Origin of the sequence: Pseudomonas sp. FP597 (genome assembly GCF_030687435.1) — a bacterium.
Lineage (GTDB): Bacteria > Pseudomonadota > Gammaproteobacteria > Pseudomonadales > Pseudomonadaceae > Aquipseudomonas > Aquipseudomonas lactucae.
Genome location: NZ_CP117432.1, coordinates 2,433,384 through 2,446,636 on the forward strand (window position 1 = coordinate 2,433,384; position 13,253 = coordinate 2,446,636).

12 protein-coding genes are annotated in these 13,253 nt (G+C 57.7%); 2 read left to right on the forward strand and 10 right to left on the reverse strand.

The window, feature by feature from the left end:
• Positions 1 to 43 precede the first annotated feature (43 nt).
• From PSH66_RS11360 to PSH66_RS11375, 4 genes are all read right to left on the reverse strand, one after another.
• Positions 44 to 1,066 carry a transketolase family protein gene (locus tag PSH66_RS11360; protein ID WP_205489455.1) on the reverse strand — a complete coding sequence of 341 codons (1,023 nt, stop codon included), beginning with the start codon at positions 1,064 to 1,066 and terminating at the stop codon, positions 44 to 46.
• Entirely contained in the window at positions 1,063 to 1,911 is an 849-nt protein-coding gene (locus PSH66_RS11365) for a transketolase (RefSeq protein ID WP_205489454.1), read from the reverse strand. The genes PSH66_RS11360 and PSH66_RS11365 overlap by 4 nt, the downstream gene beginning before the upstream one ends.
• Positions 1,912 to 1,930: 19 nt before the next feature.
• Positions 1,931 to 3,232, reverse strand: a complete 1,302-nt coding sequence (locus tag PSH66_RS11370; protein ID WP_205489453.1) for an MFS transporter — start codon at positions 3,230 to 3,232, stop codon at positions 1,931 to 1,933.
• A gap of 96 nt (positions 3,233 to 3,328) precedes the next feature.
• Complete coding sequence (locus PSH66_RS11375) at positions 3,329 to 4,078, reverse strand: SDR family NAD(P)-dependent oxidoreductase (RefSeq protein WP_205489452.1); 750 nt, start codon at positions 4,076 to 4,078, stop codon at positions 3,329 to 3,331.
• Positions 4,079 to 4,267: 189 nt separating this feature from the next.
• On the opposite strand from PSH66_RS11375, the gene PSH66_RS11380 reads away from it, so the two are divergent.
• A complete protein-coding gene (locus PSH66_RS11380) occupies positions 4,268 to 5,185 on the forward strand; it encodes a LysR substrate-binding domain-containing protein (RefSeq protein ID WP_205489451.1) in 918 nt (305 codons plus the stop codon).
• A gap of 50 nt (positions 5,186 to 5,235) precedes the next feature.
• On the opposite strand, the gene PSH66_RS11385 is transcribed toward PSH66_RS11380, so the two are convergent.
• From PSH66_RS11385 to PSH66_RS11410, 6 genes are all read right to left on the reverse strand, one after another.
• Positions 5,236 to 6,144, reverse strand: coding sequence for a LysR family transcriptional regulator (locus PSH66_RS11385; RefSeq protein WP_205489450.1), 909 nt, complete (start codon positions 6,142 to 6,144; stop codon positions 5,236 to 5,238).
• A gap of 70 nt (positions 6,145 to 6,214) precedes the next feature.
• A complete protein-coding gene (locus tag PSH66_RS11390) occupies positions 6,215 to 6,796 on the reverse strand; it encodes a DUF924 family protein (RefSeq protein ID WP_305429091.1) in 582 nt (193 codons plus the stop codon).
• 4 nt (positions 6,797 to 6,800) lie between these two features.
• Complete coding sequence (locus PSH66_RS11395) at positions 6,801 to 8,552, reverse strand: monovalent cation:proton antiporter-2 (CPA2) family protein (protein WP_305429092.1); 1,752 nt, start codon at positions 8,550 to 8,552, stop codon at positions 6,801 to 6,803.
• A 64-nt stretch (positions 8,553 to 8,616) separates the two neighbouring features.
• Positions 8,617 to 9,390 carry an SDR family oxidoreductase gene (locus PSH66_RS11400; protein WP_205489448.1) on the reverse strand — a complete coding sequence of 258 codons (774 nt, stop codon included), beginning with the start codon at positions 9,388 to 9,390 and terminating at the stop codon, positions 8,617 to 8,619.
• Between the two features lie 249 nt (positions 9,391 to 9,639).
• A complete protein-coding gene (locus tag PSH66_RS11405) occupies positions 9,640 to 10,944 on the reverse strand; it encodes a M20 family metallopeptidase (protein WP_370694830.1) in 1,305 nt (434 codons plus the stop codon).
• 167 nt (positions 10,945 to 11,111) lie between these two features.
• Positions 11,112 to 12,284, reverse strand: coding sequence for a serine hydrolase (locus tag PSH66_RS11410; protein ID WP_205489446.1), 1,173 nt, complete (start codon positions 12,282 to 12,284; stop codon positions 11,112 to 11,114).
• 107 nt (positions 12,285 to 12,391) lie between these two features.
• Between PSH66_RS11410 and PSH66_RS11415 the strand changes: the two genes are divergently transcribed.
• On the forward strand, positions 12,392 to 13,051 hold the full coding sequence (locus PSH66_RS11415; RefSeq protein ID WP_205489445.1) for a TetR/AcrR family transcriptional regulator: 660 nt from the start codon (positions 12,392 to 12,394) through the stop codon (positions 13,049 to 13,051).
• Positions 13,052 to 13,253: the final 202 nt, after the last annotated feature.

The following is a 13,253-nucleotide window of genomic DNA, read 5'->3' on the forward strand; positions in this document are numbered from 1 at the left end:
TCCTCCTTGGCAGGGGCTGACCCAGCCCCTACCGGCATAGGATTTACAACCAACTTTTGATCTGTGCGCAGATGGCCTGAGTCGAGATGCCGTAGCGATCATGTAGCGTCGGCAGCGCTCCCGCATCGAGGAACGCGTCAGGGAGGGCGATTTGTCGGAACGTCGGCGTAACCCCACTGCGCAGCAACACCGTTGCCACTGCTTCTCCCAGTCCACCGATGATCGAGTGGTTCTCAGCAGTGACCACCAGCCTGCCCGATTTTTTTGCCTCGGCCAGGATGGTCTGCTCATCCAGAGGCTTGATGGTGGGTACATGCAGCACCGAGACATCCACGCCGTCGGCCTGGAGTTCTTTAGCGGCTTCCAGGGCTCGCATCGTCATCAAACCGGTGGAAATGACCAGGACGTCATTGCCCGTTCGCAGGGTTTTGGCTTTGCCGATCTCGAACTGATATCCATATTCGTCGAGCACCCGAGGCACGTTGCCGCGCAGTAAACGCATGTAGACCGGGCCTTGATGCGCTGCGATGGCGGGGACTGCCTGTTCGATTTCGAGGGCATCGCAGGGGTCGATGATCATCAGGTTGGGCATGGCGCGGAATATCGCCAAGTCGTCCGTGGCCTGGTGGCTTGGACCATAACCGGTGGTAAGTCCCGGCAAGCCGCAGACGATCTTGACGTTGAGGTTCTCCTCGGCGATCGCCATACAGATGAAGTCATAGGCACGACGCGAAGCGAAAACCGCGTAGGTGGTGGCGAAGGGAACAAAGCCTTCACGGGCCATGCCCGCTGCCGCGCTCATTAATAACTGTTCGGCCATGCCCATCTGGTAGAACCGGTCGGGGTGTTCCTTCGCGAAGATGTGCAGGTCGGTGTATTTGGACAAGTCAGCGGATAAACCTACGATATCCGAGCGCAGATTGGCGAGTGCTGCGAGCGCGTGGCCAAAGGGCGCGGATGTGGTTGCCTGACCTTCCGCGGCAATCGAGGCGATCATCGCCGAGGTTGTCAGCTTTTTCTTGGCAGCCACGGGTGCCTGAGCCGTAGGGTTGTTTATGTTGCTCATACGGTTTTCCCTTCTTCGAGGTTGTTCAGGGCTAGATCCCATTCGTGCTCATCCACGCGGATGAAATGCGTTTTTTCGCGGGTTTCCAGGAACGAAACGCCTTTACCCATCCTGGTGTCGCAGATGATGACGCGGGGCTGCGCGTCTGGGTGGCTGCGGGCAGCATCGAATGCCTGAACCAACGCGTCCAGATCGTTACCGTCTATGCGTTGGGTGAACCAGCCAAAGGCTTGCCACCGGTCCACGATGGGCTCGAATGCCAACACTTCACTGGAGTGCCCATCGGCTTGCTGATTGTTAACGTCTACGATGGCTATAAGGTTGTCGAGTTTCCAGTGCGAAGCAGACATGACGGCTTCCCATGTGGAACCTTCATTGAGCTCGCCATCAGACAGCAGGTTGTAAACAAAGGAGGCGGATTTTTTACGCTTAAGACCCAGGCAGGCCCCCACCGCGATTCCCAGGCCCTGGCCAAGAGAGCCGCCTGTGATCTCCATGCCAGGGGTATAGGCGGCCATGCCGGACATGGGCAAGCGGCTGTCGTCCGAGCCGTAGGTTTCGAGCTCATCCAAAGGAATGATCTGCGCCTCGATCAGTGCGGCATACAACGCAATCGCGTAATGACCGATGGAAAGGTAAAAGCGATCGCGATGTTCCCATTCCGGATCTTCAGGTTTGTAGTTCAAGGCATGGAAGTACGACACGGCCAGCAAGTCTGCCGCGCCCAGTGCCTGGCCGACATAGCCTTGGCCCTGGACCTGACCCATGCGCAGCGCGTGGCGGCGGATGTTATGGGCGCGCTGCAGCAACGTGGTGGACGATGCAAGTGAGGGATTGGCAGTCATGGGTAAATTCTCCGTTAACTCAACGATTGACCGAAGCGGCCGGAATGCGCAGCACCAGACAGGCGCCGAGGCATAGCACGCCAGTTATCAGGTACATGCCAATCGCGCTCGATCCGGTGGCGGTGGTGATCCAGCCAATCAGGTAAGGCGAGCAGAACCCAGCTAGATTGGCAAAGCTGTTGATGCCGGCGATTCCCGCTGCGGCGGAGACGCCACCGAGCAGTGTTGTGGGCAGCATCCAGAACAATGACGAGGCCGAAAGAACACCCGCCGCCGCAAGACAAAGGCTCAAGACCGACAGCACCAGGTTGCCGCCGAACATCGCCGCCAACGTGAGGCCTATGGCGCCGGCAACCATTGGCCCTACGAGGTGCCAGCGGCGCTCCCGGTGCTTGTCACCGCTACGGCCCATCAACACCATGGCGACAATGGCGCACAGGTAGGGGAGGCTGGTGAGTAAACCGATGTGCATCGGGTCGGAAACTCCTGCGTTGCGGATAAGCGTCGGCAACCAAAAGGTGATTGCGTACTGACCCATGACGACGCAAAAGTAAATGCAGGCGAGCATCCATAGGCGTCGATCGCGCAAGAAAGCGCCAACCGATGCGTGGGTAACTTTGCGACTGTTATCCTCGGCCAATTCCTTGCTGATCAGCTGCTTTTCATCTTCGGTAAGCCAGGTCGCTTGATGGACGCCGTCCTTGAGGTAAGCGAGCACCATCAGACCTACGATCACCGTCGGAATGGCTTCAATGACGAACATCCATTGCCAGCCTGCCCAGCCATGCAGACCTGCGAACTTGGTCATGATGTAACCTGATAGCGGCCCGCCAATCATCCCCGACAATGGAATGGCGATGAACCACAGCACGGTCATTTTCGCGCGGCGGTAGGAGGGGAACCAATAGGTGAGGTAAAGCAACAGCCCTGGTGCGAGGCCTGCTTCGGCGATGCCGAGAAGAAAGCGCAACGCATAGAATTGCCAGGCAGTTTCCACGAAGGCGAAGAGTGCGGAAATGATGCCCCACGAAATCATGATGCGCGCAATCCAGCGGCGCGCTCCGACCTTGTGAAGGATGAGGTTGCTCGGCACTTCGCAAAGGAAATAGCCAAGAAAAAACATCCCTGCGCCGAGTCCGTAGACGGTCTCGCTCAGGGACAGGTCGTTCATCATCTGAAGCTTTGCGAATCCGACGTTTACCCTATCCAGATAGGCGCACAGGTAGCACAGCATCAAGAAAGGCATCAATCGCCAGGCAGTTTTGCGGTACGCGCTTGAGCGCACAGTTGACACAGTGTCCAGCGTCATGGTGGTCATCATGATGGTCTGATCTCTTATTTTTATAGACCGTCAGGCGCGAAGCCCGGCGTATCTTTGATCCAGCACTTAACAGTCAGCGGTTGATGACACTTGCACTCAGTGGATCAACATACCGCCGTTTACGTCCAGGGTGATCCCTGTGAGATAGGAGGACAAATCACTGGCCAGGAACAACGCAGCGTTGGCCACGTCCTGCGCTGCGCCGAGCCGACCCAATGGGATACTTTCGATGATCGCGTGGCGACGTTCGTCCTGCATCAGGCCGCCGGTGATGTCGGTATGAATCAGACCAGGCGTGATGGAGTTCACCCTGATGTTGTCCGCGCCGAACTCCCGTGCCATTGCTTTGCCCAAGCCCAGAACACCAGCTTTCGCGGCACTGTAGTGCGGCCCGCCGAAGATACCGCCGCCGCGCTGAGCAGACACTGAAGACATACAGACGATGCTGCCTGCAGCCTGCGTGCGCATGATTGGAATGACCGCCTGCGACATCAAGAGTGTGCCGCGCAGGCTGACATCCAGAACCTTGTCGTAATCGCCAGGGCGGATATCCAGGGTCTTGATCGGCTGAGTGATGCCGGCATTATTGATGAGTACGTCGATGCGCCCGTACTGTTCGATGACCTTGGCAACCGCGGCTTTGACTTGAGCCTCGTCCGCGACGTTGGCGGCAAGCCCCAGATGACCTTCGCCGAGAGCAGCGGCAGCGTCACGGGCGGCCGACTCGTCGAGATCCAGGATGACGACACGGGCGCCGTGTCTGGCGAATGTATTGGCAGTTGCGCGGCCGATGCCACGTTCGGATGCCGCGCCAGTGATGATGGCGACTTTGCCTTGGAGAAGCATAGCGAGTCCCTCTGATTGTTTTTATGGTTCGATTCAGTGATCGATGGGTTCAGAGTGTTCTCGGCAGACGGGTCGAGCAATAACGCAAACGTCACTGCTGAGTGAATAAAATTCACCTCTCGTCAACGCAAAGGACAAATGTTTGAATGATATTGCCCGGCAACCAGCTGAATAACAGGCGGAGCACTGATGCGACGAGATGACGACACCTTATCCAGCCTGCCACCGCTGAGAGCAATTCAGGCTTTTGAACAAACTGCTCGGTTTGGCAATCTGGCAAGAGCGGCCGAAGTACTGGATCTCACCCCGTCGGCGATCAGTCATCAACTCGCCAAGCTGGAGGTTATGATTGGTCGCCAATTATTCGTACGCGCGGCGCGCGGCGTGACTCTGACGCCGGTGGGCGAGCAATATCTGAAGGACATCTCCGGGCTGTTGCAAAGCCTGGAAGCCGCGACAGAGCGGGCCGCGAGCGACGTGAGTCTGGACTGCCTGCGCCTGCATTCCGCCCCCAGTTTCGGACTGCTCTGGCTCATGCCGCGCCTGGAGGCATTTCGCATGAGCAACCCGGACGTTCAGATAAATTTATCGTGTTCCTACGAATCGCTGCACTTCAGCCGCGACAAGATCGACGTCGACATTCGTCATGGCCGGCCTAACTGGCCAAGCTATGAAGTGCGTACGGTGCGCAACGAAAATTTTGCTGTCCTGGCCTCGCCAAAGCTGCTCTTGCGTCGCCCAATCAAAGGCGCCGTCGATCTTCTGACGGAGGATTTGATTCTATCCGAAGCCACGCTGCTGCGGTGGCCGGAGTGGTTCGCGCAACATGGGCTGGCACGTCCGGAAAATCCGTATGCGCTGAGTTTCGACCGGTCATATATGACGCTCGAAGCGGCGAGCCACGGCTTGGGATTTGCCCTCGAAAGCACGCTACTGGCGCAGAAGTATCTGGTCAGCGGTTCGCTGATCGAGGTCGCGCCGCAGACGCTGAGTTCTCAGGTAGCCGCCCATCATCTGGTGTTCCCCAAGGCGCACTCAAGTTTTCCCCGGGTTCGGCGATTCCTTGAATGGATGGAAGGAGAGCTTGGGCATAGTTTTGAATTCTAGCCAACCGATACTATCGCTCACCTGATCTGGTACTGGTGTGCGATCGCGTATTACGGTTCCAGATGCGGCCCGATCAAGTTCTCGAACCACTCGATGAATGCCCCGAGTCGACGCGTTCTCTGGCGTCTGTGCGGGTACAGCAGGGACACAGGCATGGGCGCTGCACGAAACGCAGGCATGACCTCGATCAACTCCCCGCTGTCCAGCAAGTGTTTTACGTCGAAGCGGGGTATCTGGATCAGGCCGAGACTGGCACGGCAACAGGCAATGTAGCTCTCGGCGTTGTTGACGACGACCCGGCTGGGCACGCTGCTCATCTGCGCCTGCCCATCGGCCGGACAGTATTCCCAGGGTAATTCCCGACCTGTGGTGGGCGAGGCGTAGCCAACCGCCCAGTGCCCCCAGGCAAGGTCGTTTGGCTGCTCCGGCACGCCGTGCTCATGGAGATAGGCTTTGCTGGCGCAGTTGATCAGGGCGATAGTCCCGATGGGTCTCACCGCCAAACTGCTGTCCTGCAGGGTCCCTACGCGTATCGCGCAGTCGACGCCATCCTGCACGAGGTCGATGGCGCGATCGCTGGAACCGAGTGTCAATTGCAGTTTGGGATAGCGGCGCAACAGGCCCGGTAACGCCGGCGCGATGAGGCGTCGCGCAATGCGACTGGGCGCGTCGATCCTGAGCAGGCCGGCGACTTGCCGCTGACTGCTCTGGAACAATTGCTCGACGTCCTCGGCGTCCGCCAGTAATGGACGCAGGCGCTCTATCAGTTGAGTGCCGTCAGCGGTCAGATGAACCTGGCGTGTGGTGCGGTTCAACAGGCGCACGCCGATCTTCTCCTCCAATTGCTGAATCGCCGCAGAAACGGTGGCGCGAGGCAGTTCCAGCGCATGGGCGGCTTTGATGAAACTGCCCATTTCGGCGACCTGTACGAAGACGCGGTATTGATCAAGTTTATCCATAGGGGCATTCAATCCTCGGGGCGCTGCCAATCCTGGTCGCGAAGTTGGTATCCGTGGGGCGGGCGGATGATCACCCCGCGAACCCTCCCTGATCCAGGAAGATTTGCTCCGCCGTCGTGGTCTGGCGCAACAGTAATGGATTACGGTGCGGAAAGCGGCCGAAACGGCGGATGATCTCGCGATGGTCCTTGGCGTGGGAGCGGGCGTTCGGACCCAGTCGGGTATTGAGTGCTACGGAGATGTTCTGGTCGGCGATGTCTTCCGAATGCGCGAAGGGCAGACAGAAGAACAAACGCAGTTCCGGTGCAACGGCGTCCATATGTCGTTGCGAATGAGCAATGCGTGCCAAGTGCCGGGCCAGCGGGTCGGTTGCGTACATGTGGGCAGTGCCGCGGAAAGCATTTCGCGGGAATTGATCGAGCAGGATCATCAGCGCCAACGCACTTTCCGGTTCATCTACCCAGTGGTCGATCTCTCGTCGGGCCGCCGTCAGGTGCAGCGTCAGAAAACGTTCGCGAAAGCGCTGATCAAAGGCTGGGTCCTTGTCGAACCATCTCGCCGCGCCGACGTCACGCCAGAATTGGACCACTTCGGCCGCGCGTATGCTGCTATCGAGCTGCATTTTGGGGGGGAGGAAGGGTGTTTTCGTCATCGTGTCAGCCCTTCGGTTGCGCATTCCCCTGAATCAGGGATTTGCCTGCATAGATGCCACCCGATACTTCGATGGCCAGTCGTTCAGCGTCGGTGCGGCGTACCCGCGCGGCGAGTATTTCGGACGCCTCGGGCGTTGCTCCGAGCGCCATCGAGGCTTCGTAGCCAAAAGCCATGGCCGATTCGAAGGTGACACGGACTTGGTAATCCACGTCGGCCTTGATCAGTTCGATGGCATGTTCGCGGTCATGAGCGCGTGCAAGCACCCGGGCGTGGGGGAACGTCGTCTTGGCATGTTGGACGATCTGAGTGGCGGCCCGTGCGTTATCCACGCAGACCAGGATGACGCGAGCATGGTGCGCGCCAGCGGTATGCAACACATCAAGGCGAGTGCCGTCGCCGTAGTACACCTTGAAACCGAAGTCACTGGCGTCTCTGGCCACTTGAGGGTCATGGTCGATGATGGAAATAGTCGCTCCCAGCGCCAACACATGCTGGCTGGCGATCTGGCCGAAGCGACCGAAACCGATGATGAGCACGCTGCCTGCCAGTGATTCCGGGGTTTGCGCACCCTCCATGGACGCCCCGGTCCTCGGCCCCCATCGTCGATGTGCGAGCACCACCAGCGAGGTTAGCGCCATGGAGAGCACGATAATGGCCGTCATGTTGGCGTTGACCGTCGGATCGATTACGCGACTGGCCAGCGCGGCGGCGAAGAGCACAAAAGCGAACTCGCCGCCCTGGGCCATCAGCACGGCGCGGTCGAGGGCGTCAGTGTGCGAACTTTTCGCCAGCCGCGCCACGGCGTAGATGCATACGCCCTTGCTCACCATCATCGCGAGAACGCCGGCGATGACGATGGGCCAGTTACGACCTACCGCCGCCAGGTCCAGCGACATGCCCACGCCGAGGAAGAACAGACCCAACAACAAACCGCGGAAGGGTTCGATGTCGGCCTCCAGTTGGTGGCGAAACGTCGACTCGGAAAGCAAAACGCCAGCCAGAAAGGCACCCATGGCCATGGACAGGCCACCCAGTTGCATAAGCAGTGCCGCGCCCAACACCACGAGCAGGGCTGCAGCGGTCATCACCTCACGGGCTTTGGCATTGGCCAGGATTCGAAATAACGGATTGAGTAGCCAAATGCCCGCCGCAACCAATGCTGCCAGCGCGCCGGCCGCGACGGCAATGCCGAGCCAGCGAGATCCGTCCGCTGGCGCGGATGGGTCGATGGGCGCGATGAATGCCACTAGTGCTAGCAGCGGTACGATCAGCAGGTCTTCGAACAGCAAGATAGCCACTATCTTTTGACCGCGTGGGGCTGCGATGTCGCCGCGTTCACCCAACAGTTGCATGACGATAGCGGTGGAGGTGAGCACAAAGCCCATGCCGCTGACGAAAGACACCGCCAGCGAGAAACCGAAAGCGAGGCCCACTGCGCTAAGCAACAGACCACAGACCAGAATCTGCAAACTGCCCAGGCCGAAGATATCGCGCCGCATGTTCCACAGATGGGAAGGCCGCATTTCCAGGCCGATGACGAAAAGGAACATCACCACCCCAAGTTCGGCGGTGTGCAAGATGGTCTGCGGGTCGCTGAAAAGCTCCAACCCGAACGGACCAATCACCAGGCCCGCCGCCAGATAGCCCAGTACCGAGCCCAGCCCCAGGCGCTTGAACAACGGCACCGCGATCACTGCCGCACCCAGCAAGGTTACGATCCTGATCAGATCACCCGCACCGCCTTCGATCGACATATCGTGCCTCAATAGGTGATATCGGCGATGCCACGCCGCAAGAGTTTGGCCTTGGTCAAGTGGCTTACTTGGTGGTATAGCCGCCGTTGATGAGAATGGTCTGCCCGGTGACCCACCAGCCGTCGCTTACCAAGTGGCGAATGAAGGGCACTACATCCTCGATATCGGTGAGCCCGGTTTTGCTGGACGACGAGAGCGCCGCCGCTGTCTTGTGGTACGCCACGGCATCTGCACCTTCGGCCGGGTAGAAAAACGGCGTGTCCATCGGGCCGGGGCCGACCGCGGTCACCGAAATGCCGCGCGCACCCAACTCCTTGGAGGCCGCACGCGTGTAGTGCTCGACCGGTGCCTTGGTGCCGGCATAAGCAGCGTAGAACGGCGTGAACGCGCCCAGCAGCGAAGTGACCACTGTGCAGATTTTGCCGTTGTCGTTCAGATTTTTCCCGGCTTCCTTGATGAAGAAGAACGCGGTCTTGGAGTTGACGGCTGTCATCTCGTCGTATTCGGCTTCACTGATCTCGGCCATGGGTTTCTTCAACACTTTACCGACGGTATTTATGGCGATGTCCGGCTTGCCTATAGCGCTGATGGCGTCGGCAAACAGCTTCTCGACGGCGCCCGCAGTGGTGAGGTCAGCCTGTAATGCCACGGCTTGGGTACCGCTGGCCTGGATGGTCGAAACCGTTGCATCGGCATCGGCCTTGGAGGACGCGCTGTTGTAATGAATGGCGATGGCCCTCGCGCCTTGCGCAGCCAGGTCGCGAGCGATGAGGCCGCCAAGGTTCTTGGCGCCGCCGGCGATGAGTACTACCTTGCCTTTGATGGAATGGTCTGCCATGGGAAACTCTCCTGTGCGAGTATGAGAAGTTTAAGCATAGGCGTCTGTAGGCGTCGGATAAATGAGGTTTGGCTGGATGGATTATCCATAGAATCCGCCTAATGAAGGGGATTTGAAGCAGCGCCTGGGCCGCTGTCTATGGCCCGCCAAGGGCCATAAACCGGAGAACTTAGACTGCCTGGTTTAACGCAACATTGCGTTCTAGGGCGAATCGGCAATGTGCAAACCCATTTGCCTGAAAAGAAACAGCTACTTACCGTACCGACTCATGAAAATAGCGGCGCGCTTCGTGACCACGGGCAAGGAATCCAGGTCGATGGTTTCATTTTCACTATGGGCCGCTTCTCCCCAAGCTCCGAGGCCGTCCAGGCTCGCCGTCACATACTTGTTCACATAGGAAATATCAGCGCCGCCTCGCTCCGCAGACGGCGCGGAAACTAACACGGGGCCCTCCAGATCAACGCTGACTTGACTATAAGCTTGCAGAAGCTTTCGATTACTTTCGCGATCAGCCATGACCGGCATGATGTCGTTGATTTTAAGCGTGCTGCTGGTCTGCGGCAGCGCATGGCCTGTGATCTCTTGCAATTGGGTTTGTGCGGCATTTTTTTGATCTTCATTACTGAACCGCAGATCGCCATGTACGGATGCAACCCTGGCAACCGTCGTTTTTCTGCCTGAGGCTGTACCTTGTCCGCTGGCGACATCTTCTACGGCAGTGGAGCCGCCCACGATGAGTCCAGGGTTCAAGGTCAGTCCTTGCTCATTGGAGAGCTTGGATCGCATCTCATCCAGAACACGGGCCGATTCATAGATCGCACCAAAACCCGTTTCAGGCTCGAAGAGGGTTGCCGAATGTTTGTCGACACCGGTGCTGGTCAGAAACCATTCACTTAATCCCCTGCGTTCGGTAATCAACTGATTGGGCGATAAAGCAAATTCAAACCCCAGCGCAATGTCGCTTTTTTTGGCTTCGCTGATCAGCACTGCTCTGGAAACACTGGTCGGCTTTGCCGCGAGTTCTTCATCACCGATAAGGACCACAGTGATGTTCATAGTGTCCAGCGATCCGTTTTGCTTCAACGCTTGCAGGGCGTACAGCAGCGTGACGATACCGCCTTTATCGTCGATGACGCCGGGGCCTTTGGCTCTCTTTCCGTCATTGACATACGTGAATGTCTGGAACGCACTGGCTTTGGGAAAAACAGTATCCAAATGGCCTATCAATAAGAGTCGCTTGGCAGATTTTGCACCGTTATGCACGGCTACGAGACTTCCGGCATGCTTCATTTCAGCAGGCAAATCATGCCATCGAGTATCGAAGCCAAGCGCTTCAAGCTCTGGCTTGATCAGATTGCCAACCTCGACCACACCCTCGACGTTGTCCGTTCCGCTGTTGATGTTGACGAGTTTTTTAAGCAGGTCGATCTGTGCCGCATGGTGACTGTCTACATACGAGACAATGCTCTGCTCATCGAGCGCCGGTTTCGCCAGTGCTTCTTTCGAGAGCAAGAGCCAGATGAGCAGGGAAAACCACTTCTTCAAGCTGGGCATCGTTCATTGACCCTTTGATTGTTACCGAAAATCGGCTCGTCGATAGGTGTTTGAGTTATTCAAACGCGTGTCGACAGGCACGGATTCTGAACGGGGATCGGTGCTGTTGGCCGCCGAGGCGGGCCTATTGTTCAGCACGAATTGATCCGCTCCAGTTAGAGGATTGTTCAGTCAATTACCGAAGACTGTACGAGGTCCGCGTAACGCTGATGTCTTTCCCAGCTGTAGGAATCCTCCATCAACCCAGCTGAAAGAAACACATAAGTGAGCTCTCGCTCGGGATCCACCCAGAAACAGGTAGAGCCGGTTCCGATGCCTCCGAAGGTTGCAGGGGAGGAGAGCTGGCCGAAAGCATGTGAAGTGATTCCAGTTCCCCTGACGTAAAAGCCGGGTCCGAGGTTTGCCGGGATCGCTGGCCACCCTCTCATGTTCTGTGCATAGTCCCAAAGGCTGTTTGTCATATCGGCCGTTGCGATCGTGCGAGCGAAGCGCAAAATTGCTGGGCTAAGGATGCGGGCCCCGTCGATCTCGCCTCCTCGACGGCAGGCCTCGGCAAAGCGAAACCAGTCATAAGCGGTGGTGTAGGCGCTACCTGCGGGAATCTCAAACCCGGGCACCGCCGCATGCTTCCCTGCGCCCTCCAGCATCGCAGGGTCCAATAGCGCTGGAGCATGATTTTTTACCACCACCGGAACCGCACGTTCGATTTGGTCTTCCCGCAGTCCGAAGCCCAGTGATGTGTCCGTCATTCCTAGAGGTTCGATAAGGTCTTCTTTGAGAATCTGACCGAATGAGCGATGCCCGCCATCGAGTCGACGTACTATTTCAGCGAGCACAGCGTGTCCGAGCACCGCCGCATAACTGATGCTCGTGCCCGGAACCGATTGGGGCACCATGGCGCTCACTGCGTTGCTCACCGCTTGGATATCGCCGATTTTCTCGGGCGGTATTCCCGGCGCTCCTAACGGGAGGCCAGCTTTGTGCAGCATCAAATCAGCGATGGTCGTGGCGCCTTTTCCATTGGCCGCGTAGTCGGGAATCAACTCTCGCACCTGCGTTGTGAAACCAATTTCACCTCGATCGATCCGCTGGAGCACAGCAGCATTTACCATCTGCTTGAAGATGGACATGGTGATAAACACGGAATCGAGTCGGGCTGGTTTGTTAGCGGCCCGGTCTGCATATCCGAATGCTTCGTGAAGCACAACGGTGCCACGGTGGGCGACGAGTACCACGGCGCCGTCGAACTTATCGGCCTCAATGTCTTCATTAATGGCAGCTGACAGCCGTGCGATCCGGGTCGCGTCGATACCTGGCGAGAGGGTAGATGTCATGTTCATCAATGCTCCTTACGTTATGGCGATCAAAAGACAAGAGGGCGGCCATTGCCGGCTTCATTTACAATATGAGGGAGCCCTCAGGTTCACAACTCGCGTTTGGAGGCGACATGGCGACTAACAGCAGAGCGGCCTGTACCACCGCGAGAAAGGTGCCCGTGCAGGAACGTTCCAGGCGTACCGTTGAGGCCATTCTGCAGGCTGCCTCTCAGGTTTTGGTCCGGTGTGGCTATGAGCGCGCAACGACGGGGGCCATTGCCGAACGCGCAGGCGTCAGCATTGGAACGCTTTACCAATATTTTCCAAATAAAGAGTCGTTGGTGGCGAGCGTCATTGAGGGGCATTTTCGTGAAGTGCTCGCAGTCGTTGAGTCTGCGCTGCAAACCCATTGCGACTCCTCACTCGATGTGTTTCTGCTTGCAATCATTCGTTCAAGCTTGGACGCACATCGACTGCAGCCTGAGCTGCATAAAGTCCTGATAGAGCAGGTCCCACGTGTTGGGCTTTATGAACAGGCAATTGAGCTTAGCGAAAAACTGTCGTTTTTACTTCAGGAGCATCTGGCAAAACACTTTCCTCAGTTGGCCACGTCCCAACTTCAGATGCTTGCTTTCATCATCGAAACGACTGTCGAAGCGCTCACTCATCGCGCAGTGATTGAGTGCCCTCAATGGTTAAGCTCCGGCGATCTTGAGGCAGAAGCGTTTGCACTGCTGGCTCCGTATCTCAGGCACACCGTCAACCGTAGCCATCCGCGGCGCTTACGGTAGCGTTCATTACAGTCAAAACATCTCGGTCTGCAGTCATACAGCGCACGAACGATACGTGGGGGGCATAGCGGAGCGTTTGGCAGACGAGCTAATATAGCGGAGTGTTAAATTTAGTGTTGAAGACCTACCTAGTGAATGGTAGTTTTGCATGGCGGGGCCGGGAGTTGACGAGTCTAGCATGCGACCTCCAGCCTGCTATTGT

Bases quoted from the DNA above. Each gene is read 5' to 3' on its own strand.
- PSH66_RS11405 (WP_370694830.1), bottom strand. From the start codon at position 10,944: ATGCCCAGCTTGAAGAAGTGGTTTTCCCTGCTCATCTGGCTCTTGCTC.
- PSH66_RS11385 (WP_205489450.1), bottom strand. From the start codon at position 6,144: ATGGATAAACTTGATCAATACCGCGTCTTCGTACAGGTCGCCGAAATG.
- PSH66_RS11380 (WP_205489451.1), top strand. From the start codon at position 4,268: ATGCGACGAGATGACGACACCTTATCCAGCCTGCCACCGCTGAGAGCA.
- PSH66_RS11370 (WP_205489453.1), bottom strand. From the start codon at position 3,232: ATGATGACCACCATGACGCTGGACACTGTGTCAACTGTGCGCTCAAGC.
- PSH66_RS11400 (WP_205489448.1), bottom strand. From the start codon at position 9,390: ATGGCAGACCATTCCATCAAAGGCAAGGTAGTACTCATCGCCGGCGGC.
- PSH66_RS11365 (WP_205489454.1), bottom strand. From the start codon at position 1,911: ATGACTGCCAATCCCTCACTTGCATCGTCCACCACGTTGCTGCAGCGC.
- PSH66_RS11375 (WP_205489452.1), bottom strand. From the start codon at position 4,078: ATGCTTCTCCAAGGCAAAGTCGCCATCATCACTGGCGCGGCATCCGAA.
- PSH66_RS11390 (WP_305429091.1), bottom strand. From the start codon at position 6,796: ATGACGAAAACACCCTTCCTCCCCCCCAAAATGCAGCTCGATAGCAGC.
- PSH66_RS11360 (WP_205489455.1), bottom strand. From the start codon at position 1,066: ATGAGCAACATAAACAACCCTACGGCTCAGGCACCCGTGGCTGCCAAG.
- PSH66_RS11410 (WP_205489446.1), bottom strand. From the start codon at position 12,284: ATGAACATGACATCTACCCTCTCGCCAGGTATCGACGCGACCCGGATC.
- PSH66_RS11395 (WP_305429092.1), bottom strand. From the start codon at position 8,552: ATGTCGATCGAAGGCGGTGCGGGTGATCTGATCAGGATCGTAACCTTG.
- PSH66_RS11415 (WP_205489445.1), top strand. From the start codon at position 12,392: ATGGCGACTAACAGCAGAGCGGCCTGTACCACCGCGAGAAAGGTGCCC.